The organism is Corynebacterium lipophilum, assembly GCF_024102595.1.
GTDB lineage: Bacteria > Actinomycetota > Actinomycetes > Mycobacteriales > Mycobacteriaceae > Corynebacterium > Corynebacterium pseudogenitalium.
The window spans coordinates 1-22,109 of the sequence record NZ_JAEUWV010000002.1; the positions used below are offsets into that span (position 1 = coordinate 1).

Annotated in this window: 24 protein-coding genes; 6 read left to right on the forward strand and 18 right to left on the reverse strand. The window is 62.9% G+C overall.

The genetic code is table 11. The annotated features are described in order from the left end of the window. Positions 1-540: 540 nt before the first annotated feature. Both JMN37_RS01835 and JMN37_RS01840 read right to left on the reverse strand, forming a co-directional pair. Positions 541-816: a hypothetical protein gene (locus tag JMN37_RS01835; RefSeq protein WP_070362937.1), complete on the reverse strand. Its 276-nt coding sequence runs from the start codon at positions 814-816 to the stop codon at positions 541-543. After that, the gene (locus JMN37_RS01840) at positions 816-1,427 is read right to left on the reverse strand and encodes a sigma-70 family RNA polymerase sigma factor (protein WP_176754820.1); all 612 of its coding nucleotides are present in this window, start codon (positions 1,425-1,427) and stop codon (positions 816-818) included. Before JMN37_RS01840 ends, JMN37_RS01835 begins: the two co-directional genes overlap by 1 nt. A 45-nt stretch (positions 1,428-1,472) precedes the next feature. Here JMN37_RS01840 and ybaK point away from each other — a divergent pair, with 45 nt between their 5' ends. Next, complete coding sequence (gene ybaK, locus JMN37_RS01845; protein ID WP_070477729.1) at positions 1,473-1,940, forward strand: Cys-tRNA(Pro) deacylase; 468 nt, start codon at positions 1,473-1,475, stop codon at positions 1,938-1,940. On the opposite strand, the gene JMN37_RS01850 is transcribed toward ybaK, so the two are convergent. After that, positions 1,937-2,584 carry an SOS response-associated peptidase gene (locus tag JMN37_RS01850; protein WP_252930905.1) on the reverse strand — a complete coding sequence of 216 codons (648 nt, stop codon included), beginning with the start codon at positions 2,582-2,584 and terminating at the stop codon, positions 1,937-1,939. The genes ybaK and JMN37_RS01850 overlap by 4 nt on opposite strands. A 21-nt stretch (positions 2,585-2,605) precedes the next feature. Between JMN37_RS01850 and aroA the strand changes: the two genes are divergently transcribed. After that, positions 2,606-3,874, forward strand: a complete 1,269-nt coding sequence (gene aroA, locus JMN37_RS01855; RefSeq protein ID WP_252930906.1) for a 3-phosphoshikimate 1-carboxyvinyltransferase — start codon at positions 2,606-2,608, stop codon at positions 3,872-3,874. Positions 3,875-3,884: 10 nt separating this feature from the next. Next, positions 3,885-4,907 (forward strand): ribosome small subunit-dependent GTPase A, encoded by a 1,023-nt coding sequence (rsgA, locus tag JMN37_RS01860; RefSeq protein ID WP_252930907.1) that lies wholly within the window; start codon positions 3,885-3,887, stop codon positions 4,905-4,907. Here rsgA and JMN37_RS01865 read toward each other — a convergent pair. Both JMN37_RS01865 and JMN37_RS01870 read right to left on the reverse strand, forming a co-directional pair. Then, complete coding sequence (locus JMN37_RS01865) at positions 4,881-5,375, reverse strand: DUF6912 family protein (protein WP_070477723.1); 495 nt, start codon at positions 5,373-5,375, stop codon at positions 4,881-4,883. The genes rsgA and JMN37_RS01865 overlap by 27 nt on opposite strands. Further along, positions 5,375-5,788, reverse strand: coding sequence for an HAD family hydrolase (locus tag JMN37_RS01870; protein ID WP_070975921.1), 414 nt, complete (start codon positions 5,786-5,788; stop codon positions 5,375-5,377). The genes JMN37_RS01865 and JMN37_RS01870 overlap by 1 nt, the downstream gene beginning before the upstream one ends. Positions 5,789-5,939: 151 nt before the next feature. Here JMN37_RS01870 and JMN37_RS01875 point away from each other — a divergent pair, with 151 nt between their 5' ends. Continuing rightward, on the forward strand, positions 5,940-6,347 hold the full coding sequence (locus JMN37_RS01875; protein WP_071572687.1) for a hypothetical protein: 408 nt from the start codon (positions 5,940-5,942) through the stop codon (positions 6,345-6,347). A 34-nt stretch (positions 6,348-6,381) separates the two neighbouring features. On the opposite strand, the gene secA is transcribed toward JMN37_RS01875, so the two are convergent. The 8 genes from secA to JMN37_RS01915 form a co-directional block, all read right to left on the reverse strand. Then, complete coding sequence (secA, locus tag JMN37_RS01880) at positions 6,382-8,922, reverse strand: preprotein translocase subunit SecA (protein WP_071572688.1); 2,541 nt, start codon at positions 8,920-8,922, stop codon at positions 6,382-6,384. A 211-nt stretch (positions 8,923-9,133) separates the two neighbouring features. Then, entirely contained in the window at positions 9,134-9,826 is a 693-nt protein-coding gene (gene hpf / locus JMN37_RS01885) for a ribosome hibernation-promoting factor, HPF/YfiA family (protein ID WP_070477719.1), read from the reverse strand. Between the two features lie 129 nt (positions 9,827-9,955). Beyond that, positions 9,956-10,600: a ComF family protein gene (locus JMN37_RS01890; protein WP_070477717.1), complete on the reverse strand. Its 645-nt coding sequence runs from the start codon at positions 10,598-10,600 to the stop codon at positions 9,956-9,958. A 5-nt stretch (positions 10,601-10,605) separates the two neighbouring features. Beyond that, positions 10,606-12,312 carry an MtrAB system accessory lipoprotein LpqB gene (lpqB, locus tag JMN37_RS01895; RefSeq protein ID WP_252930910.1) on the reverse strand — a complete coding sequence of 569 codons (1,707 nt, stop codon included), beginning with the start codon at positions 12,310-12,312 and terminating at the stop codon, positions 10,606-10,608. Next, positions 12,302-13,936: an MtrAB system histidine kinase MtrB gene (mtrB, locus tag JMN37_RS01900; protein WP_330166358.1), complete on the reverse strand. Its 1,635-nt coding sequence runs from the start codon at positions 13,934-13,936 to the stop codon at positions 12,302-12,304. Before mtrB ends, lpqB begins: the two co-directional genes overlap by 11 nt. Before the next feature lie 9 nt (positions 13,937-13,945). Beyond that, entirely contained in the window at positions 13,946-14,617 is a 672-nt protein-coding gene (gene mtrA / locus JMN37_RS01905) for an MtrAB system response regulator MtrA (protein ID WP_070477811.1), read from the reverse strand. Between the two features lie 18 nt (positions 14,618-14,635). Continuing rightward, positions 14,636-15,241, reverse strand: coding sequence for a dTMP kinase (locus JMN37_RS01910; protein WP_070362949.1), 606 nt, complete (start codon positions 15,239-15,241; stop codon positions 14,636-14,638). A gap of 24 nt (positions 15,242-15,265) precedes the next feature. Next, positions 15,266-15,625: a DUF4259 domain-containing protein gene (locus tag JMN37_RS01915; protein ID WP_070362950.1), complete on the reverse strand. Its 360-nt coding sequence runs from the start codon at positions 15,623-15,625 to the stop codon at positions 15,266-15,268. A 199-nt stretch (positions 15,626-15,824) separates the two neighbouring features. On the opposite strand from JMN37_RS01915, the gene JMN37_RS01920 reads away from it, so the two are divergent. Next, entirely contained in the window at positions 15,825-16,616 is a 792-nt protein-coding gene (locus tag JMN37_RS01920) for a hypothetical protein (protein WP_252930911.1), read from the forward strand. Here the strand turns inward: JMN37_RS01920 and manA are convergent. From manA to JMN37_RS01935, 3 genes are all read right to left on the reverse strand, one after another. Then, positions 16,613-17,797: a mannose-6-phosphate isomerase, class I gene (manA, locus tag JMN37_RS01925; protein ID WP_252930912.1), complete on the reverse strand. Its 1,185-nt coding sequence runs from the start codon at positions 17,795-17,797 to the stop codon at positions 16,613-16,615. The two genes, JMN37_RS01920 and manA, sit on opposite strands and share 4 nt — an antisense overlap. Before the next feature lie 125 nt (positions 17,798-17,922). Then, positions 17,923-19,308 carry a phosphomannomutase/phosphoglucomutase gene (locus JMN37_RS01930; RefSeq protein ID WP_252930914.1) on the reverse strand — a complete coding sequence of 462 codons (1,386 nt, stop codon included), beginning with the start codon at positions 19,306-19,308 and terminating at the stop codon, positions 17,923-17,925. A gap of 10 nt (positions 19,309-19,318) precedes the next feature. Beyond that, positions 19,319-19,825, reverse strand: a complete 507-nt coding sequence (locus JMN37_RS01935) for a DUF3499 domain-containing protein (protein WP_252930916.1) — start codon at positions 19,823-19,825, stop codon at positions 19,319-19,321. 94 nt (positions 19,826-19,919) lie between these two features. On the opposite strand from JMN37_RS01935, the gene JMN37_RS01940 reads away from it, so the two are divergent. After that, on the forward strand, positions 19,920-20,390 hold the full coding sequence (locus JMN37_RS01940) for a metallopeptidase family protein (RefSeq protein WP_070362954.1): 471 nt from the start codon (positions 19,920-19,922) through the stop codon (positions 20,388-20,390). A gap of 9 nt (positions 20,391-20,399) precedes the next feature. On the opposite strand, the gene JMN37_RS01945 is transcribed toward JMN37_RS01940, so the two are convergent. Continuing rightward, a complete protein-coding gene (locus JMN37_RS01945) occupies positions 20,400-20,690 on the reverse strand; it encodes a WhiB family transcriptional regulator (RefSeq protein ID WP_305083192.1) in 291 nt (96 codons plus the stop codon). 304 nt (positions 20,691-20,994) lie between these two features. Further along, on the reverse strand, positions 20,995-22,089 hold the full coding sequence (manB, locus tag JMN37_RS01950; protein ID WP_252930919.1) for a mannose-1-phosphate guanylyltransferase: 1,095 nt from the start codon (positions 22,087-22,089) through the stop codon (positions 20,995-20,997). Between the last annotated feature and the right edge of the window lie 20 nt (positions 22,090-22,109).

A 22,109-nucleotide genomic window follows, 5' to 3' on the forward strand; every position in this document is an offset into this window, starting at 1 on the left:
TTCTGACCCCAAGTTTATGCACCCGAACTATACATGGCTAATCAACCCAAAACACGACAACAAAACAGGCAAAAACACGCCCACAAAACCCGGATTGTTCAACACATCTAGCCCCACAACCTGCACACATAGCTTAAAAAACACTCAGAAACCATCGCAGCAAACCCAACATGTTCAACAAACCCACCGACACCTGTCGACGGGTGTTCAACAATCAACCCACCCGTATATTATGCGCTCTAGTGCAACAGTAGGTAAGAGAATACTAAGCAAATCGGGATTACCAGGCACGACATGTGTCATTCGACACGTGTCGCCGACACTATTAATGCACAATCTTTTTATACCAAAAACCTTTCATGGTCTGGTGTAGCCAAACTTAGGCCCTATGGATGCGTTAGGCAGACCTTTTCGTGATCGTTGAACAGTTGGTACCCCCGTGTTTTACCCCCGTTGGGTTGGGTCGAAAGTATGAAAGGCCCGAACCAGCATGATGCTTGTACTGGTTCGGGCCCGGCAAACAACGCCAACACACGGCATTTAACGCCGCTGAATACGGACCTCTGTGTAGGAAATTGAGGTGATAATCCGCTCCCTCAATACCCGTGGCGCGTGGGCCTGCCCGCAGCAGTCGCGCACAAGGCCACGGATTGCCTCCTCCGATTCAAGCTGGCGGAGGCAGTCAGGGCAGCTCGCCAATTCTTTTCGGATGGCGGCCACGCGCTCAGGTGGCGTGTCCGGCTGGAACAGCTCGCACAGCAGCTGGTGCATGCCGCGGCAGTCAGCTTCACTTGCGTGGTTATGTTCTGTTGCCATTACTTCTCCTCCACCTTCTGCTGCTTCAACTCCGCCATATCCGCATGGTCGAGCCCGATGCCCTGTTCATGTGCCACGTCTTTCAACATCTCGCGCAGTTGTTTTCTTCCACGGTGCAGTCGGCTCATGACGGTCCCCAGTGGAATGTCCATCACTTCGGCGATTTCCTTGTACGCCATGCCTTCGACGTCCGCGTAGTAGACCACCATGCGGTAGTCCTCATTCAGCGCGTTGAGCGCTTCGCTGATCCGCGAGTTCGGCATCGCCTTGAGCGCCTCAACCTCCGCTGATTCGAGGCCGGTCGAGTCGTGCGAGCTTGTGGTGTACAGCTGGTGGTCGGTCACGTCCTCGGCCGAGGTTTCCAGTGGTCGGCGCTTCTTCTTCCTGTAGGAGTTGATGTACGTGTTCGTCATGATTCGGTACATCCACGCCTTCAGGTTGGTGCCTGGTTTGAAGCTGTCGAATGCGTTGTACGCCTTTAAGAAGGTCTCTTGCACGAGGTCTTCGGCGTCTTGGGGGTTGCGGGTCATCCGCAGCGCGCCGCCGTAGAGCTGGTCTAGCAGTGGCATCGCTTCCTCAGTAAAGCGTGTTTTGAGGTCTGTTTCGGCCATAGGGGCCATTGTAGCCAGCCGGGCGCGCGACGTAGCATCGTCTGTATGCAACGAACTCGTGCTTTGAAAGTTGTGGCGAAGACTCCTCATAAGGTGTTGGAGTACGCCGCGAGCCAGGATAATTTCGGTGAGCATTCGGCCCATGAGCTGGGACTTGATCCTACGACGGTGCTCAAGACGCTGGTGGTGTCGAATGTGCAGGACCCGAAGAAGCTCGCTCTGTGCTGCGTGCCGGTCTCTGGGCACCTGAGTTTGAAGGCAGCAGCGAAGGCGCTGGGGTGGAAGAAGGCTGCGATGGCGGAGCTCGCACAGGCTGAGCACGCCACGGGCTATGTCGTGGGTGGCATCTCGCCGCTGGGCACGCTCAAGAGGCTCCCAGTGCTTCTCGACGCCACCATCGAATCCCTCGACGCCATCACCGTCTCCGCCGGTCAGCGGGGGCTATCCGTGCAACTGGCCCCGGGTGACCTGGCGAAGCTGACGTCTGGGAAGTTCGCGCCGATCGGCGCCTAGATCGGTTGGATGAGCTCGGGCGAATCGTTTCGGACGTTGCCCACCTCGCGCCCAACCGCATGCCATTGCAGCTGCGGTGCCACGCGCGAGGGAGAGATGAGCTCTTGGGCCTCTTCTGTTGTGCCTTGTGTCCACTGCTCGATTTCCTCAGGCAAGAGGAAGAGCGGGAGCCGGTGGTGTAGCCACGCGATGCGCTCGGCGGCGTCGGTGGTGACCATGGTCGTCGAAAGCCGGTTGGCGCCGGTGTCCCACAGTGCGGCGGCGGCGAGCATCCCGGACTCCGGGGTGACGTAGTAGGGCTGTTTTTCGTGCCATTCGTAGTAGCCGTCGAGAAGCATGATGCCGCGCTGCGAGCGCATTGCGCTACGGAACGACGGCTTTACCGCGACGGTCTCCCCGCGCGCGTTGAACAGTGGCGGGCCGGAGTCGTCGCGCTTCCAGCTCGGGAGAAGGCCCCAGCGCGCGGCTTGGACGAGCGCCTCGTGTTCGTGGAAGCGCACGATGGGTACTTGGTGCGTCGGCGCGACGTTGTAGCGGGCGGGTGGCGTGCCGTCGGGCGCTACAACTTCGCGCACGCCTGGGAGAGAGCCGACGAATCCGAGGAGTTGCTCGCCGGTGCTAAACAAAACGAAACGGCCACACATTCCTCCATTATGATGTACGACATGACTGACTTGTGGCCAGCCCCCTCCATTGCCGACCCCGTCCGCGCCACACTCGCGCTGCCGGGGTCGAAATCGATGACGAACCGCGCCTATGTTCTCGCGGCGCTGGCCTCTGGCCCGTCGACGCTGGTCGGGCCGCTGCGCTCCCGCGACACCGACCTCATGGAGGCAGCCCTGGCTGCCCTCGGCGTGCAGTTCACCCACGACGGCGACACCGTGCACGTCCAGCCAGCACCGCTGCGCGGCGGCAACATCGATTGCGGCCTGGCAGGCACCGTGATGCGCTTCGTGCCACCCGTGGCGGCGTTCGCGCACGGCACCACCCGCTTCGACGGCGACCCGCACGCTCGCACTCGGCCGATGGACACCATTTTGGATGCGCTGCGCCAGCTCGGCGCGGATATCGACGGCGAGCGCCTCCCCTTCACCGTCCACGGCACCGGCAGTGTCGCAGGCGGGGACGTCAGCATTGACGCCTCCGGGTCCTCCCAGTTCGTCTCCGGACTGCTGCTTGCCGCGGCGCGCTTCGAGCAAGGCGTCACCATCACCCACACGGGCGACTCGCTGCCATCCATGCCGCATATTGATATGACGGTGGCAATGCTGCGCGAAGCCGGCGTCGAGACGCAGTGCGAGGACGCGACCTGGCACGTCGCCCCGCAGGAGATCCGCGGGCGACGCTGGGAGATTGAGCCGGACCTGTCGAACGCGACGCCGTTTTTGGCCGCCGCTGCCATCACCGGCGGCGAGGTGCGCATCGAGCACTGGCCAACGCAGACGACGCAGGCTGGCGACGTAATCCGTGACATCCTGGCGCAAATGGGCTGCGAGGTCGAACTTTCCGGCAACTCACTGCGCGTGCAGGGCCCGACCCCGGGCGCCCTGCAAGGCATCAGCCTGGACATGGGAGACATCGGCGAGCTCACCCCGACCGTCGCGGCGCTGGCCACGCAGGCGGCGACCCCATCGGAGCTGACCGGCATCGCGCACCTGCGTGGGCATGAAACGGACCGGCTGGCGGCGCTCACCACCGAAATCAACAGGCTTGGCGGCGCTTGCGAAGAGCTTGACGACGGTCTCCGTATCCGCCCACAGCCCCTCCACGGTGGCACGTGGCACTCTTACGACGACCACCGCATGGCCACCGCCGGCGCCATCATCGGCCTGACCACCCCGGGTGTGCAGGTGGAAAACATCGCAACGACGGCAAAGACCCTGCCCGACTTCCCCGCGATGTGGCACACCGCACTCCAGCACGAAGAAGCATAGAAAGAACCCCATGGCACGCCGCAAGTTCAGCGATTACGACGAATCCGACGTCCGCGTCCGGCCCGGCCGCGGCTCGCGCCCCCGCACCAAGGACCGCCCCTCCTACGAGGACGCGCTCACCGGGATGGTGGTCACGAAGGATAGGGGGCGCTGGGGTGTCATGCTGGATAACGGCACGCTGGTTGCCTGCATGCGGGCACGCCATCTGAAGCGCACCAGCATCGAGGTCGGCGATCGAGTCAGCGTCGTGGGTGATACCAGCGGGCGCAAGGACACGCTCGCCCGCATCGTGCTGCGCGCCGACCGCACCTCGGTCCTGCGCCGCACCGCGGACGACACCGACCCCTTCGAGCGTGTCGTCGTCGCCAACGCGGAGCTATTGCTCATCGTGGTCGCCGCCGCCGACCCGCCGCCGCGCACCGGGCTTGTGGAGCGCGCGCTCATCGCCGCATTCGTCGGCGGGGTGCGCCCCATTGTCTGCATGACAAAGACGGACCTCGCGCGCCCCGACGAGTTCATTGCGGAAATCGAGGACCTCAACGTCGAAGTCCTCACCGTAGGTATCAACGATCCCCTCGACCAACTCACACAACGCCTCAACGACCACGTCTCGGCCTGCGTCGGCCACTCCGGCGTGGGCAAGTCGACGCTGGTCAACCGCCTCGTCCCGGACGCGCAACGCGAAACCGGCGACGTCTCCGGCGTGGGCAAGGGCCGCCACACCTCGACGCAGTCCGTGGCGCTCGAGCTTCCGGGCGGCGGCTGGATCATCGACACACCGGGCATCCGCTCGTTCGGCCTGGCGCACGTCTCCCCCGACCAAGTCATCGACGTCTTCCCCGAGCTCGCCGAGGCAGTCCAGGAATGCCCGCGCGGCTGCACGCACGCCGGCCCGCCCACGGACCCGGAGTGCGCCTGGGACGCCTTCGAGGGAGGGGCGCTGTCGCGCCGCGTCGCCGCCGTGCGACGCCTACTCAGCGCGCTGCGCTCCAACAACGAGTGGGATCTAAAGCAGCTCGACGAGGAACGGTAGCTCGCTGACATCGTAAAACGCCAGGTAATTGTCCTGCGCGTCCCCGACAGCCAGCTCCGCGTCCTCGTCCCCGAGGTCTGCGGCGTCGATGTGTTCGATGGCCTTCGCCGTCGCCGCTTCTGCCTCTGCCAGGTCGATATGGATCGCCGCAACGTCCTCCAACCCCACCGGCCCAGACACCCGCACGACGGAGTCCCCCATGTCGTCGGCCTCCTCGGCGTCCACGTCCGCGGAGATCACCACACGGCGGTGCGGGAACCGATCCTGGTCACCAATCGCCAGCAGACGGATGGAGGCCAGCGCGGCGTCGTCAAACGCTACTGCCTCAATCTCCTCCTCATCGCCGGAGGTGAAGAACTCGCGCAGCGCCGTCGTCGCGGCGAAGCCCCACCCGTTGCGCGGGTGCAGCACCTTGTCTGCGGCGAGTCCCTCCACCATGGAGAACGTCGCGGGGATGTAGACGCGCATTAAAACTCCCCCTCGATATTGAACAGCGTCTGGATCTCCACCGCGGTGCGGTCAAACGCCGTGTGCAAAATCGCGATCATGCCGCACTCGACGGCCGAGCGGACGTTCATGATGTCGTCATCGATCATGACGCAGTCATTGAGCGGAATATCCAGCGCATCCGCCGCGGCCTGGAATGCTGCCGGGGACGGCTTCTCCGCACCAATGTCGCCGGAGAGTACCACCGCGTCCACGACACCGCGGAACTCCCAGTCCCGCACCGCGTCCGCCATTTGGCCCTCGGATTCCTCGTTGGACAAAATGCCTACGGCCTTGTCTTTCTCCTTCACAGCCTCAATCAGCTGCTGCCAGCGGCGCTGGTCCTCCGGGTCCTGGTCCAACACACCTGCGTAGTCAATAATGAGTCCCTGCATTTGGACGCCTCAATTCCTGTACTTCGTTTTCGGTTCTTCTGCAGTGCACACCAAAGTGCGCAAATTCTCCTAGCGCCCTCACGGCGCGAACGTGCACAATACTACCTACCAGCACCCCGCACCGTGCACAACGATACGAAAGGACCCCGCCGTGACCTACTACCCCGCCCCTGGCCACCAGCACGTTCAACTGCTCGTTCCCTCCCCGAAGCGCTCCGGACGCGCAGCGGAAACGCGCCGCCGCCAAGCACGGTACTCACCCAGCGACCCTCGCCGCACCGGATCCAACGTCGCCCCGCTCGTGCGCACAGCGCTCGCAGCAAGCTTCGGAGCCACAAACCTCCGTGCACTGCGCGCCGACCGCTTTTCCACGGCCGCCCGCACCAACGTCCGCGCCTACCGTCGCTTCCAGCAACAACACGCGGGCCCGCCGCGCATCGTCACCTGCCACGCCCGCGACGGCGGCGAGTTCTTCGGCACCGTCGCTACAGGGCAAAAGCGCTTCGGGTTCGTGGCAAAAATGGACAACGGCCGACTGGTGTCCTTCAAGATTCTCTAAGGAACACCAACCGGCCGGAGCGCGCAGGACGAGGTTAGGCCTGCGCCGTCTCGTCTTCTGCCGACTCGAACTGCTTGCGCATCATGAAGAGCTGACGCACCGTCTCCTCCTGGATGGCCTCATTCATCGCGTTGAACATGTCGCCACCCTCCTTCTGGTACTCAACCAGCGGGTCGCGCTGCGCCATCGCACGCAGGCCGATGCCCTCCTTGAGGTAATCCATCTCGTAGAGGTGCTCACGCCACTTCGTATCGATGATCGGCAGGATCACCATACGCTCCACGTTGCGCATCTGCTCCTCGCCGCCGATCTCAGCAACGTTCGCCTCGAGCTGATCGTACTGCGCCTGGGCGTCGTCGATAAGCGCCTCGCGCAGCTGCTCAGCGGTGAGCTCGCCCGGCTTGCCGTACTCGTCGCCGTCGATAAGCTCCTGGGCCGTCTTCGACGGGCCGTACAGGGACTCGAGTGCGTGCCAGAGTTCCTGCAGGTCCCAGTCCTCGACGTAGCCCTCCATCGTCGCGCCATCCACGTACGCGCCGACAGTCGAGCTGATCATGCGGCGGACCTGATCCTTGATGTCCTTCGACGCCAAGATCTCCTGGCGCTCACCGTAGACCACCTTGCGCTGCTCGTTGAGCACCTCGTCGTACTTCAGGACGTTCTTACGCATCTCGAAGTTCTGGTTCTCAACCTGCGACTGCGCGCCCTTAATCGCATTCGACACCATCTTCGCCTCAATCGGAACATCGTCCGGAACGTTGAGGCGGTTCATCATGTTTTCCATCGACTGGCCAACGAAGCGAACCATGAGCTCGTCGCGCATCGACAGGTAGAAACGGGTCTCACCCGGGTCACCCTGACGGCCAGAACGGCCACGCAGCTGGTTATCAATGCGACGAGACTCGTGGCGCTCCGTACCGATCACGTACAGGCCACCGGCCTCACGCACTTCGTCGCCGAGCTGCTTCGAGCGCTCCTTCGCCTTCGGCAGCTGCTCGTTCCACGCCTCCTGGTAGCGCTCCTCATCCTCGAACGGGTCGAGGCCCTGCTCCTGCAGCTTCGCATCCAACAGAATTTCCGGGTTGCCACCCAGCACGATATCCGTACCGCGACCAGCCATGTTCGTAGAGACCGTCACCTTCGCCGGCAGACCAGCCTCCGCGATAATGCGGCCTTCTTCCTCGTGGTGCTTCGCGTTGAGCACATTGTGCTTAATGCCCTTGCGCGTCAGCAGCTGCGAGAGGTACTCCGAGCGCTCCACCGAGGTGGTACCGACCAGCACCGGCTGGCCCTTCTCGACGTGCTCCGCAATATCCTCCGCAACAGCGGCGAACTTCGCTTCCTGCGTCTTGTAGATCAGGTCGTCGCGGTCCACGCGCTGGTTCGGGCGGTTCGGTGGAATCTGTACAACGTCCATCTTGTAGATCTGGTGCAGCTCCGCCGCCTCAGTCTCAGCGGTACCGGTCATGCCAGCCAGCTTGTCGTAGAGACGGAAGTAGTTCTGCAGCGTCACCGTCGCCAGCGTCTGGTTCTCGTTCTTGATCTCGACGTTTTCCTTCGCCTCGATCGCCTGGTGCATACCCTCGTTGTAGCGACGGCCCGCCAGCACGCGACCCGTGAAGCTATCGACGATCATGACCTCACCCTGGCGGATGATGTAGTCCTTATCGCGCTCGAAGAGTTCCTTCGCCTTAATAGCGTTATTCAGGTAGCTCACCAGCTGCGAGTGCTCAGGCGCGTACAGGTTGTCAATGCCCAGCTGGTCCTCGACGAACTCCACGCCTTCCTCGGAGATACCAATGGTGCGCTTGCGGTGGTCCACTTCGTAGTGGATGCCCTCGCGCATACGCGGTGCGAGCTGCGCGAACACGGTGTAGAACTGGCTGGAGCCATCAACCGGGCCGGAAATAATCAGCGGGGTACGGGCTTCGTCGATAAGAATCGAGTCAACCTCGTCCACGATGGCGAAGTTGTGGCCGCGCTGCACCATGTCGTTGACCGAACGGGTCATGTTGTCACGCAGGTAGTCGAAGCCGAGTTCGTTGTTGGTGCCGTACGTAATCGCCGCGTCGTACGCCTTCTTGCGCTCCTGCGGGCGCATGTCGGACAGGATCACACCCACGTCGAGCCCCAGGAAGTGGTGGACACGACCCATCATCTCGGCGTCACGCTTTGCCAAGTAGTCGTTGACGGTAACAATGTGCACGCCCTTGCCGCTCAAACCATTGAGGTAGGCAGGCAGCACCGAGGTCAGGGTCTTACCTTCACCAGTTTTCATCTCGGCGACGGAACCGAAGTGGAGCGCGGCACCGCCCATGATCTGCACCTTGTAGTGCTTCTGCCCCAGCACGCGCCAGGATGCTTCGCGGGCTGTCGCGAACGCATCGAGCAAAATGTCGTCGAGCGAAGCGCCGTCGGCAATCTTTTGCTTAAACTCTTCCGTTTTGGCCTTCAACTCGTCATCTGTGAGTGCCGCGTACTCGTCATCGAGATCCATGACTTGATCAGCGATCTTCGAGAGGCGTTTTACCATACGCCCTTCACCCGCACGCAGCAGTTTCGACAGTCCAAACACGTTTCTAGAATCCTTCAAAAGTTAGAAAAACAAAGCGATCACGCCAGCTCTACGCGCTGCTTTTATGTACCAATCGGCCATTGTACGCACGCGTCAACGAAAACAGGCAATCACAACTGGTGGAATCAATAAGAAAAGAATGTGAAAACGCCGCCCGCCCGTACAAGCTTTTTGCTTACACAAGCAGGCGACGAATCATACAGTGACGACGCTACTTCTCGTCGTTTGCCTTGACCTCATCTTCTGGAGCCAGGGTGATCAGACCGTAGTCGTATGCGTGGCGGCGGTAGACCACTGCTGGACGCTTCGACTCTTCATCGATGAAGAGGTAGAAGTCGTGGCCAACCAGCTCCATCTCGGAGAGCGCCTCATCGACGCTGATCGGGGTATCCGGGTGCAGCTTGCGACGCACAACCTGGCCGAGCGGGGCATCCTCAAAGGTGCCAGCGTACGGGTCAGTGTCGTACTGGCCCTCCGCTTGCTTTGCGCGAGCATCCTCTGCCTCGTGCGCAAGCTCAGCTGCGATTTCGCCGGTGGACTTCGGTGCGCGGTGGCCGGAACGAGCAATCTCGCGGCGGACCTTCACCTTACGCAAGGAGCGCTCCAGCTTACCCAGCGCGGACTCAAGCGCTGCGTAGAAGCTGTCTTCCTTGGCTTCCGCACGTGCCAGGTGGCCCTTGCCGGTCGCAGTAATCTGCACGCGCTGTGCCTGTGCCTCACGACGAGGGTTCGGCTCGTGCTGCAGCTCAACATGGAAGAACGTCAACGTTGGATCAAGCTTCTCAATCTTGGCGAGCTTGGTGTTGACGCGCTCTTGGAAATGCTCTGGGACCTCGACGTTACGGCCAGTAATCGTAACCTGGGCTGCTGGTGCGAATCCGTCGGTGTGCTCTGCAGAAGTCATCTGCTTCCTCCCTAGCGTTGTTGGAACTGGGTCTATCACCACTATACAACTGGTAATAACCAATGGCTACGTATCTGTGTAAAACTCCCTGCCAGTTTGCTACCAGCGAACACCATGCGTGCTGCGCGGCTAGGCGGCGCACACGGCAACGCAGCTGACCACGTCAAACCCGTGCGCGAGCAGCACTTCTACGCTGGTCTGAAGCGTGGCGCCGGTGGTCACGACATCGTCGACAACAATGACGGGGCCAGCGCCGGTGCCCGTGTGCAGCGCCTCCCACCCGCGGCGCATCCGCACCGCGCCGGCCAAGTTGGACCGGCGGTGCGCCGCGTCCAACTCCGACTGGTCAGTCGTTGATTCCGCGAGCTCCAACACGTCCACCACCTTGCGCCCCGAACGCTTACAGATCACGCTCACCGGGTCCCCGCCGCGCTCCCTTGCCGAGGCCGCGCGCGTCGGCGCAGGGACCAGCAGCGCGTCCGGGTGAATCTCACCGCGAACCTCAAGAAAGGTCAGCGCCGCGTCCAGCACCGCCCCGACATGCTTGCGCACAGCCAAATTCCTGCGCTCCTTCATCGCGAGCACTACCCCACGGTGCGCGCCGCCGTACGGCCCGAGCGCGAACACCGGCACGTGCGGCAAGTGCTGCGGCGACACCCGGCGCGGCAGTGCCGACAGTTCAGTGCGGCAGGCTGGGCACAACACGGAGCCTGGGGTGCCGCACCCAGCGCAGTGGCGCGGTAGGAAGAGTTCACCAACCTCTGCGAGCGTCACGCCGCCTACCTCGCGATGATCGGCAGTGAGCGCACACCCTGCAGGCCAGGCACCTCGCGCCAGATCGGGGTGTCAGCACCACTGACGGGCATTTGCAAAATGGCGTTTGCGTCGGTCGCGTACAGCATGTTTGGCGACGCCGCCACGGCCACCACCGGCGCGGAGATGTTCCCGAGCGACAGCGCGGTGGTCGAGGATCCGTCCTGCTCCACACGCATCACGGGCGACGCCGGGTTCGAGGTGCCAACGATGAGCGAGCCGTCGGGATGCCAGTCCGCGGAGACCACGCTGCCACCGAGCTCGTAGCTGTACTCGAGAACGTTGACAATTGCGCCGGCGCCTGCGGCGCGCTGCTCGATGATGCCGGTGTACAGGCGGCCGTCAATCACCATGACGACGCGCGAGCCCGATCGGGAAAGACGCAGCACGGAAATGTTGCCGTCGACATCTTCGGGAAGATCAACGTGCACTTCCTCGGTGGTGACCTCCCCTGTCGCCGAGGATTGCGTGGAGCGCAGGATGTGCTTGCCGTCCGAAACGGTCCACACCGCCTTGCTGTTTGGCTCGAACGATGGGCGCGAGAAGGTCTCTGCCTTCACCACGTCCACGCTGCCGCCGGTGAGCTGCCCGAGGCGCAGCTCGGCGCCTTCGGGGCCGTCGCCGACGTTGAACACCGCGGCCCACTGCCCCTCACCGGAAATGTCGGCGGTGACCACGCTGTGCGTGTTGCCCAGCACGCCGGCAACGGGCTGCGGGCCGCCGCCAGTGATTTGGGAAACGTGGCCGTCGGCGAGCGAGTACAGGGTGCTCTCTCCGACTTGCTCGACGACGGGGCTGACGTCGATGAAGTCGTCGGTGGTCAGTTCGCGGGCGCCAGTGATGAGCGGCTCGCCGTCGGCGAGGAGCGAAAACGGGCCGGTCACGCCTGCGGAGGCGAGCGTCCACACCACCTGTGCGGCGAAGCGGCTGCGCGCGGCCTCGTCCATATTGCCGAGGCCCGCGAAGTGGTAGGCACCGCCCTCGAAACCGGTGTAGCGCACCGTCGACGGTATCGTCCCCATGATCGCGGGGCGCAAGCGGCTAGCCGGCCCTTCGAGCAGCAGCGAGATCAGCGTGCTGGGTAGGAAATCGCGCGGCGCGTAGACCCAGCGCCGGTCGGTGACCAGCTCCTTGCCGGTCGGATCAAAGAAGTACAGGTTGTAAGGCTGGTATTGGTTGCGCAGTTCGGTGCGCTCCATGACCACGCCGGGTGGCAACGAGGAAATGCGCCACTGGCCGTCGACCTGCTCGAGCTCCAGCGTGGCCTCGTAGGTGCCTCGCTCCGGGGTGAACACGCCACCACTGCCGAGCGCGCCGACCACGTTGCCATGCACCGCAAAACTGCGCTTGCTCCCCGAGCTGCCGGACACCGTATTCAACCCGATCCGGTCGACGATGAGCGTCTGCTCGTTGGCGCTCCACGTGGGCTTCGCGGCCTCAGTGAGGAAGGCGCGCGCCGCTTCGTAGTCGCCGGTTGGGATCGCGGAGGCCGCGTAGAAGTCACGCAGCAAAAGGTCCGGCTCGCGGTCCTTGATCGGGCCGATAATCTCCGACTCCGGCGCTTCCTCCTGGTAGGGCCGGAGCACATGCGGGTCAGTATTCGACGGCAGCGTCGCGCACCCGCCCAAGAGCAGCGTCGTGCTCATCGCTATAGCAAGGTACCTACGCTTCATGCACTTCATCTGGCTGCCTTTCCTCGTCCTGCGTTTCGACGTCCACTTCGACGCTGTCCGCGTCCGCCCCGGGTTCCAGCTCGAGGGGCAGAGGGGACGTCGAAAAGCCTGCCTCCGGATCCAGCGGCAGGACCAGACGGAACAGCGCACCGACGCCCTCTTCCCCGACGGCTTCCAGCGTGCCGTGATGCAGCTGCGCGTCCTCGCGGGCAATGGCCAGGCCAAGACCGGTGCCACCAGAGTGGCGCTTGCGGGACTTGTCGGCGCGCCAGAAACGGTTGAACACCAGTTCCTCCTGCCCAGGCTTGAGCCCGATGCCGTGGTCCCTGACCGTCACCGCGACGGCACTCTCGTTGGCGCGCAGTGTCACGGTAACCGGCCTGCCCTCCGAGTGGTCAATCGCGTTCGCAATGAGGTTACGCACGATGCGCTCGATCCGGCAGGACTCGCCCAGCATCATCACTGGTTCCTCCGGCATATCGAAGGAAACTTCCACGCCGAGCTCGTCCGCGAGGTGCTGCGTCTGCTGCCACGCCGACATGATCGGCGACTTCATATCCATCTGGGTGACGGACAAGTCGGCGACACCGGCGTCGTGGCGGGAAATCTCCAACAGGTCATTGAGCAGGGCCTCGAAGCGGTCCAGCTCGCGAGTCATCAGCTGGGAAGCGCGGCGGGTACCAGGCTCCAGGGAGTCCTCGTCGGCGGCGATCATATCCGCCGCCATCCGCACCGTGGTCAGCGGCGTACGCAGCTCGTGGGACACGTCGGACGTGAACTGACGCTGCAGGTCGCCGTAGCGCTCAAGGTGATCAATCTGCTGCGACAGCTTGTCCGCCATGTTGTTGAAGGACAGCGCCAGCACCGCCATCTCGTCCTCGCCGTCGACAGGCATGCGCTCACGCAAGTGGCCTTCAGCAAACCGGCGCGCAGTACGCGACGCCGAGCGCACCGGTGCAACAATCTGTTGCGACGCCAGCCACGCAATGCCCACCAGCAGGACGCTGACGATCACCGTGGCCGTCGCTAAGATGCCCCGCATCAGCGCAAGCGTCGAGGCCTCATTGTCCATGTTCATCACAAGGTAGAGCTGCAGGTGCGGCACATCCGAAGTCGTCGGGGTGCCAATAATCAGGGCATTGTACGACGAGTGGTCGCCGCGCTGCACCGAGGAAAACTGGTAGGCGATATTGCCCTCAGCGACGTATTCCTCCAGCTTGTCAGGGATCTGGTACGACTCCGGCGAGGACGTAACAACCCCGTTCGGGTTCTTTACCACCAGCACAGGCTCATACACAGCAGACGCCTCCGAGTTTTGCTGCGCACGCTGCGTCAGCCCGGCGCGCGCCGAATTCAAGCGGCTCTGCAGTGAGGTCGCGGACCCCGAGTTATTAATCTGCTCCTCGACGGTCACACGCGCACGGTCAATCTCCGCGCTCGCCGCCTCAATCTTGGATGCAGCGATACGCTGGCTCACTACCGACGCCAGTGCGAACCCGAGCACCATCATCACCACGGCGGAAACAATCAACACCGTGCCGACGAAGCGCACCTGCAGCGAAGTGCGCCACGCCTCTACGATCCGGTCCCTGCTACGTTTCAGTACGGCGAACAGGAGCGCCACCTCCCACTCTTACTTCACGGACTTGTAGCCCACACCACGCACGGTCTGGATGATCTCCGGGTGTTCCGGGTCGTGCTCAATCTTGGAGCGCAGGCGCTGCACATGCACGTTGACCAGGCGGGTATCGGAGTTGTTGCGGTAGCCCCACACCGATTCCAGTAGCTCGTCGCGGGAGTGCACCTGGTTCGGCTTCTTCGCCATCTCCAGCAGGAGGTCAAACTCAAGCGGGGTCAGCGCGATCTCTTCGCCGTTGCGGGTCACCATGTGCTGGGGGACGTCGATTACTAAATCAGCAATCTCGATGACGTCGCCTGGCTCCTCATCCGTCCTACGCAGCCGGGCCCGAATGCGGGCGACGAGCTCCTTCGGTTTGAAGGGCTTCGTGATGTAGTCGTCCGCGCCGGACTCGAGGCCGAGCACCACGTCGACGGTGTCCGTCTTCGCGGTGAGCATGACGATCGGTACGGAGGATTCGCGGCGAATCGCTTTGCAAATGTCGATACCGTTCATTCCCGGAAGCATAAGATCCAGCAGGATCAGGTCGGGCTCGTACTCATGGAAGGCCTGGACGGCTTCGGCGCCATCGGTGACGGGGCGGGAGTCAAAGCCTTCGGCCTCCAGCACGATGGTGAGCATCTCGTTGATAGCTGGGTCGTCGTCAACGACCAGGATTTTCGACATGGACATTGGCAGCTCCTCTTAACGCGCGTTTTGTATTGCTTGGATAATAGCCGTGGCATCCGACGTGGAAATCCACCGACTCGCCCAGTCAGTCTCCGCGAGGCGGTTGTACTGGGCAAACGTCGCGTCCTGCAGCCCGCCGTCGCGCTCGTAGTGGTCGCGGGTGCGCGTCGCGTCCTGAGCTTCTCTGCGCTGCGCGCGCTCCCGCGCAACGCTCGGGGAGGTAGCGACGAGCACCTGCAGGTCGGGCTTCGGCAGCCCAAGCTTTCCGAACTCGAGCTCAGCAACCCACTCCGCCGCGGCATCATCCCCGGTGCGCGCCGCCGTGTAGGCGGCGTTGGAGGCAACGTAGCGGTCAAGCAACAAGATCCGATCTTGTGTGTCCTGGTACTGCTCAAGCTGCGCCTTGGCACCAAAACGGTCGAGCGCGAACATCGTCGCCATCCCGTAAGCGGAATCCACCAGGTCACCCATCTTGCCGTACAAGGCGTCCTGCGCCAGCTGCGCGTGCAGCGAGTCCTCGTAGCGTGGGAAGGACAGCGTGTCCGCGCCGTATTCCTCCACAATGCGCTTCACGATGGTGTTCTTCCCCGCCCCATCAATGCCTTCGATGGCGATGATCATGCCACAGACCTCCCAACGGCCCTCTTACGCGAGCGCTTCCAAGAACTGTTCGACGTCCTCGTCCTCTTCATCGCCAACAGCCTCAAGGAGCTCGGCTGCGCTCTCGATGAGCTGCTCGTCGAGCTCACCGCTGTTGCCGCGGATGAAGGGGAAACGCTCCGCGATCTCACCGGCGGAAAACGGCGCGCCGGCCCAGATCGCGGTGATGGTCGCCGCAGCGAGCCCGTTGGTGCGTTCTTCATCTGAGGCGCTGTCCTGGTCAGCGGCCAGCAAGACGGCATCACGGACAGCTTCCAGAATGTCTTCTTCGTCCAAATCCGCGATCTCGTCGAGAAAATCAATGTTGTCGTCGTTGGAGAAAATCTTCTGGTCCCAGCTGCTCATCAGTGTTTCCTTTCAGGTGGGGGCTGTATATACCCTGCAATCTACACGGCACGGCACGCATTGCGAACTCCCCTGCTTCCCACCTGATAACCGCGTGGACACACTCTTTTCAATGTCCGACTTCCGTGCTATAAACATTTCAAGCAACGAAATTGTTATCGTTTTGTAATTCTGGAAATTCTGCGGCGAAGGGCAACGTATGAATCAGACGCAAAGGAGAGTCGCCACGTTCATGGCGCTCGGCATCTGCGTTGCCATCGCAGTGGGAGTCGTGGTCTGGAACGCGTCCTCGCCGGGGCGCTCGAACGCCACCACACAAGCAGGCTTCATTGAGACAACCTCCACCACGTCTGCTTCTTCCTTATCGACGACCCCTTCGAGCTCTGCACGCTCTTCCCGGGGCGACTCCGCAGCGTCGCACACCGCCGATGCGTACATTGCCACGACTGCGCCGTCTGCCTACAACCTATCCGCGGACCCGCTGGCCCCTGCGCACGCGTTTTCCGGTGCGCCAGCCGTAACGGAGCCGACGAAGCAGTACCGCCCGTCGAACGTGGCCCCGGCCGCGCCTGCGTCGCGCCCAGCTGGTCCCGCCCCAACAGCAGAGCCGCAGCGCCCGAAGCAGCGCTCCCCTCGCCCCGACACGCCGGACGCACCGAACGTTCCAAGTACCACGTCGAGCACCTCGCGGCCACGGGCGACGCAGCAGGCGCCAACCACAATTTCGACGCCAACCACCATTGGCTCGACGCAGCCGTCATCCCCGACGGTGCTGCCATCTGAGCCGACGCAGGAGCTTCCCACCCCCACGACGTCAGCGCTACACCCCGGCGCCGCAGCGACGACATCGCTGCCAGTTAACACACCAACACCAACGAGCGAAGAGTCGGCTCAAGCCTCACAGGAAGACGCATCAACTACTTCCAAAGAGCCAGCCTCCCAAGAAGGCGCAGTACCCCCAGCCGCAACTGACGGGCAGGGACCTGCCTAGACCCGCGCGTAGAAGCACTGCGCGGAGGTACCCTCCGCAACCTCGAAGGTCACAGCCGGGTCGGAGGCTGAGATCCACGCCGCCTGACCAGGCTTCAGCGCAAAGTCGCCCGCGCGCACCGTTCCCTCGGTACACAGGACGATGGCGGGGCCGTCGGTGTCCACGAGCAGCGGATGCTCGGCGTCGATACGGTGGGCACTCATAATGAAGTCATCCACCGGCAGATGGAAACTCACTTCGTTGTCGCGCTCGGTGGTGTTCGCGAACGGGTCCTCCAACGTGGAGAAGTCCAGCACCTTGACCAGCTCAGGCACGTCCACGTGCTTCGACGTCAGTCCACCTCGAAGCACGTTGTCCGAGTTCGCCATGATCTCCACGCCGAGCCCGGACAGGTACGCGTGCAACTGCCCGGCTTGCAGGAAGAGCGCCTCCCCCGGACGCATCTGTACATAGTTCAGCAGGAGTGCTGCGAGGACACCGACGTCGTTCGGGTACTTATCGTGGACCCGCAGGAACATCGCAGCCAGCGAACCCGCCGTGCCAGCTCCGGCGTCATCCGCGACGCGCTCGGCGGCCGGAACGATAGCGTCAATCAGAGCCTTACGCACGTCCTCGGGCAGGGAGATGAACGTCGTGAATACCGCACGGAGTCCGGCTTCCTCCGAAGTGGCGTCGAGAAGCGAGGCGTAGTGGTCAAGCTCCTCGCAGTTGAGCGCGGCGAAGAACTCACGAGTCTGCGCAAGCGGGCGGAAACCGGCGAGGGCCTCGAACGGGGTGAGCGCCACGATGAGCTCGGGCTTCGGGTTCGGGTCCTTGTAGTTACGCGTCGGATCGTCCAGGCGGATGCCTTCTTCTTCCTCGCGCGCGAACCCCGCCTTCGCCTGCGAGCGCGACGGGTGCGCCTGGATACTCAGCGGCTCATCGGCGGCGAGTAGCTTCAGCAGGAACGGCAAATGCGAGCCATAACGGTCCGCGACGCGCTTGCCCAGCGTGCCTTCGGGGTCGGCGGCAATCACGGCGTCGAGGCCCCGGCCTGCGACTTGGGAAGGTGCGGCACTATGGGCGCCGAACCAGAGCTCAGCCTCCGGCGCCTCGCTGGGCACCTGGGTGCCACGCAGCTGTGCAAGCAACGTGTGCGACCCCCACGGGTAGTTCCGCAGAGCCCCCTGTAGGTGCTCCATAAGTGTCTCCTTCGCAAGTTCCGTCAGTTCCGTCAGTTCCGTCGGCATTGAAACGGTTGAAACAACAGCGTTCCAGGATACCAGCGAGGCGCCGTTTCACGGAACAGCGACGAAGACCACCTGCACTATTGGCGAATCACAGCCAAGACTTCCCGCACAATCTCGTCGACCTTCGCCTTCGTTGGGGCCTCGACGTTGAGTCGCAGCAGTGGCTCCGTGTTCGACGCACGCAGGTTCAGCCAGACCGGTCCGGGGGCACTGTCTTCGTCGCGAAGTGTGACCGTAACCCCGTCAAGACGGTCGATGTCCGCGACGCGGTCACCAAGTGCCTCAAGAACACGCCCGGTGGCAGCCTCTTGGTCATCGACGGTGGAGTTGATTTCCCCGGACGCCTCGTAGCGTTCGTACTGGGCCATCATCTCACTCAACGGCTTGTCCTGCTCCGCCAATGCCGCGAGCACATGCAGCGCCGCGACCAGGCCAGAGTCCGCGTTGAAGAATTCCGTGAAGTAGTAGTGCGCGGAGTGCTCCCCACCGAACATGGCACCTGTCCGCGCCATCTCAGCCTTGATGTACGAGTGCCCCACTCGGGTGCGCACGGGGTTTCCGCCCTGCTCACGGATAATTTCCGGCACTGCACGCGAGGTGATCAGGTTGTGGATAATGGTCGCGCCCGGGTGCGTCGCGAGCGTGCGAGTAGCCACCAGCGCCGTAATCGCCGATGGAGATACCGCCTCCCCGCGCTCGTCCACGACGAAGCAGCGGTCCGCGTCACCGTCGAATGCCAGGCCAATGTCCGCCTTCTCTTCGACAACGAATCGCTGTAGATCCACAAGGTTCTTCGGGTCGAGCGGGTTAGCCTCGTGGTTCGGGAACGTGCCATCGAGCTCGAAGTAGAGCGACCGAATATCCAGGTCTCCGAGCACCGCCGGGACAGTCAGCCCGGCCATGCCGTTCGCAGCATCGACTGCGACCTTTAACGCCTTGCCCTGCGGCAGCGGCACAAGCTGCCGGAGGAAACGCGCATAGGAGTCGAGCACATCCCGCTTCTCGACGCTCCCAGCTTCGCCCTCAAACGCCGGAACCCCCTCGATGAGCATGCGGCTGATCTCGGACAGGCCCGTATCAGTACTGACCGGCGTAGCGCCCGCGCGGCACAGCTTGATTCCGTTGTACTGGGCAGGGTTATGGGAGGCGGTAAACATCGCGCCGGCACACTCGAAGGTGCCTGCTGCGTAGTAGAGCTCGTCGGTCGAGGTCAGTCCGAGGTCAAGAACGTGCAGCCCCTGCGAGGTCGCACCCTCTGCGAACGCGGCGGAAAGCTCCGGCGAGGATGGCCGCATGTCGTGTCCGACGGCGATAGTTCGCTCGCCCTCGCTGTAAAGAATGTGGGCGAATGCTGCGCCTACTGTGCGGACTGTGTCTGCATCAATGGTGGAGCCAACAACGCCGCGAATGTCATACGCCTTAATAAGGTCCTTCAAGGACTCATAGGTGTGCTCAATAGCCATACAGGCAATCTTAGTTGCTGTGCTCCTCGCCGGTATCTTCGGCGTCTTCAGCGGCTTCGGCTGGGTCAGGGACCACGTGGAGGTGGGAACGCCGCGCATCTTTCTCCGCGGCGAGGTGCTCCTCGATCCGCTTCGTGCGGTGCACCGGGTGGTTCGAAGTCGACGGGTCGTTAAAGTCCTTGGTGGCCTCGTACTCGATTGGATCTCCGCCGTTGTCCACCAGCCCCGTGGTCACACGGCCAGCCTCCCGGACGGCCTGCGCCAGCGCCGTGAGCTCCTCGTCCTCGAGGGCGTGGGCTTCGTCGTCAAAGATATCGACGGCCTCTACTCGCACGAGCTCCCAACCAACGGGGGCCGTGATGTGCGCCGAGTGGCGCTCACAAAGGTCCCACGCATGGGGTTCGGGGTTCGGCGAGAGCGGGCTGATTACTGCTGTCGATTCCGAGTAGGCATAAATCAGCGTGGCCACAGCAGGCCTGCCACAACCAGGACGACAACACCGACGGAAAGTACTCACGCCGTCTAAGCCTAAACCCCAACTTGAGATTTTGGTAGTACGGCCCCGGCGCGCCATGCCCGGTGCAGCGGCAACATCTCTAGAATCTGGGTGCATGAACGCGCCAACTCACCACCTTCGGACCGCGCGGGACCGCCACGGTCGTGGGGCCCGCGGCCCGTTGCTGCCCGTTGGGGTTCCGCGTTATCGGACCCGCTCCGCACAGTTCGATCAGCTAGTACTGGACACGTACGCACCGCTGCACAACGCGTACTTTGAGCAGCTGGCAACGGTGGACTTGGCCGTCGATACGATCCCCCGGATGCGCCTGAGCCCCGACGTCGCGCGCTTCAGCGATGAGATTGTTGCCGACGGTCCCGTCCCACTCGGCCGAATCTTGCAGGCGGGCGTGGACCGTTACGGGGTGCCCACCCGGGCGCGCTTTGTGCTGTTTCGCCGCCCGATTGAGCAGCGCACTGAGACAGCAGAAGAGCGGTCAGCCCTCATTCATTGGGTACTGACCGCCCTTGTTGCTTCGTATATCAACCTGGACCCGCGGGATATCGATTCAGATTTTCCCTGGTAGTGCAGGCGTTTAGCCGATCTGCTTCTTCAAGCGGCGGCGCTCACGGTCCGAGAGGCCACCCCAGATGCCAAAGCGCTCGTCGTGCTCGAGCGCAAACTCGAGGCACTCATCGCGCACGGCGCACGCTTTGCAAATTCGCTTTGCCTCGCGAGTCGAGCCACCCTTTTCCGGAAAGAACGCCTCGGGATCGGTTTGAGCACACAGCGCTTGATCTTGCCATTCCTGCTCGACGGCACCGAACAGCTCATCGAAGCTCATGCCGACCGCGGCTACGCCACGGATGTCAGCACCATTCGCCATGTCTTCCACGCCGTCCCCTTTCTCCGTCGTTCTTCGTTTCGGCCAGCTGCGTCGTCTACCCGCTCGAGGGGTGCGACGAGTGACCCTTGCACTCATGCGATTACACACCGAACCACTAAATAGGTGCAAGCTATCGGGGTGAAACCTTGACCTTTCCCGCAAGAATTGCACGCCATCAGTCACACGAGTCACAATAGTCACAGAGGGCTAGAAACGGGGGTGCAGCACGGGGGTACTACATGTGGTAGGCGAATTGGCTACCCCTTACTAACCAGCCAGAAATTCCAGCCATACGGCGTGTCGCTTACGCATCTGGGGAAAAGCGCACTCCCGAATCCGGAATCGTCACACCAGGCCACACTCGCATGCCGCCCTGCAGCTCGCAGCGCGCCCCAATCTGTGCGCCCTCTCCGATCACGCAGCCGTCGATACGCGAGTTCGCGCCAATCGTGGCACCCGAGGCGATGATGGAATCGCGGATCACGGCACCGGGCTCAATGGTGACCCCATCGAAGATGACGCTGTCATCCACGCGGCACCCGGCGCCGATCTCCGTGCCGCGTCCAACCGCGGTGCCGCCCATCAAGATGACACCACCCGCGACGCCAGCGGATTCGTCGATAAGCGCCTCACCGGTCTGGCCCTCCAGCAGCGGCGAGTACGCAATACCGCGCACCACGTCCGAGGAGCCCTGCACGAAATCCGACGGCCTACCCATGTCCCTCCAGTACGAGGTATCCACGTAGCCGACCATCTTCGCGCCCGATTCGAGCAAACCAGGGAACGTCTCGCGCTCGACAGAGACCACGCGACCAGCCGGGATCTGCTCGATGACTTCGCGACGGAACACGTAGCACCCAGCGTTAATCTGATCTGTCGGCGGATCCTCCGTCTTCTCCAAGAACGCAAGCACATTGCCGTCCTCGTCGGTTGGGACGGAACCGAACGCGCGAGGATCGGGTACGCGGACCAGGTGCAAGGTCGCGTCGGCGTCCTTCTCCGCGTGGTAGTTCAAAATCTTGCTCAGGTCAGCACCGGACAGCACGTCCCCGTTGAACACCATCGCGTTGTCGAAGCGCAGCTTGTCGGCGACGTTTCGGATGGCGCCGCCGGTGCCCAGCGCCTCTTCCTCGACAACGTACTCAATCTCAAGACCGAAGTCGGAGCCGTCGCCGAAGTACTCCTCGAACACCTCAGCGCGGTACGACGTCCCCAGCACCACGTGGCGCATGCCCGCCTGGCGGATCCGCGCAAGCAGGTGCGAGAGGAACGGGTGCCCTGCGGTCGGCAACATCGGCTTCGGGGTACTCACCGTCAACGGACGCAGGCGCGTGCCGCGACCACCAACCAAAATGACCGCGTCGGTATTCTCCGGGGTCACGGTGCGGGATGCATTCACGTGGAATCCTTTCAAAGCGT

Coding starts and splice junctions, on each gene's coding strand:
- hpf (WP_070477719.1), bottom strand. CDS start 9,826: ATGACTTCTGCAGAGCACACCGACGGATTCGCACCAGCAGCCCAGGTT.
- JMN37_RS01945 (WP_305083192.1), bottom strand. CDS start 20,690: ATGGCGAATGGTGCTGACATCCGTGGCGTAGCCGCGGTCGGCATGAGC.
- JMN37_RS01910 (WP_070362949.1), bottom strand. CDS start 15,241: ATGATCATCGCCATCGAAGGCATTGATGGGGCGGGGAAGAACACCATC.
- JMN37_RS01915 (WP_070362950.1), bottom strand. CDS start 15,625: ATGAGCAGCTGGGACCAGAAGATTTTCTCCAACGACGACAACATTGAT.
- JMN37_RS01940 (WP_070362954.1), top strand. CDS start 19,920: ATGAACGCGCCAACTCACCACCTTCGGACCGCGCGGGACCGCCACGGT.
- lpqB (WP_252930910.1), bottom strand. CDS start 12,312: ATGAAGCGTAGGTACCTTGCTATAGCGATGAGCACGACGCTGCTCTTG.
- JMN37_RS01835 (WP_070362937.1), bottom strand. CDS start 816: ATGGCAACAGAACATAACCACGCAAGTGAAGCTGACTGCCGCGGCATG.
- JMN37_RS01840 (WP_176754820.1), bottom strand. CDS start 1,427: ATGGCCGAAACAGACCTCAAAACACGCTTTACTGAGGAAGCGATGCCA.
- JMN37_RS01920 (WP_252930911.1), top strand. CDS start 15,825: ATGAATCAGACGCAAAGGAGAGTCGCCACGTTCATGGCGCTCGGCATC.
- JMN37_RS01930 (WP_252930914.1), bottom strand. CDS start 19,308: ATGGCTATTGAGCACACCTATGAGTCCTTGAAGGACCTTATTAAGGCG.
- ybaK (WP_070477729.1), top strand. CDS start 1,473: ATGCAACGAACTCGTGCTTTGAAAGTTGTGGCGAAGACTCCTCATAAG.
- JMN37_RS01870 (WP_070975921.1), bottom strand. CDS start 5,788: ATGCAGGGACTCATTATTGACTACGCAGGTGTGTTGGACCAGGACCCG.
- JMN37_RS01850 (WP_252930905.1), bottom strand. CDS start 2,584: ATGTGTGGCCGTTTCGTTTTGTTTAGCACCGGCGAGCAACTCCTCGGA.
- rsgA (WP_252930907.1), top strand. CDS start 3,885: ATGGCACGCCGCAAGTTCAGCGATTACGACGAATCCGACGTCCGCGTC.
- aroA (WP_252930906.1), top strand. CDS start 2,606: ATGACTGACTTGTGGCCAGCCCCCTCCATTGCCGACCCCGTCCGCGCC.
- mtrA (WP_070477811.1), bottom strand. CDS start 14,617: ATGTCGAAAATCCTGGTCGTTGACGACGACCCAGCTATCAACGAGATG.
- JMN37_RS01865 (WP_070477723.1), bottom strand. CDS start 5,375: ATGCGCGTCTACATCCCCGCGACGTTCTCCATGGTGGAGGGACTCGCC.
- manA (WP_252930912.1), bottom strand. CDS start 17,797: ATGGAGCACCTACAGGGGGCTCTGCGGAACTACCCGTGGGGGTCGCAC.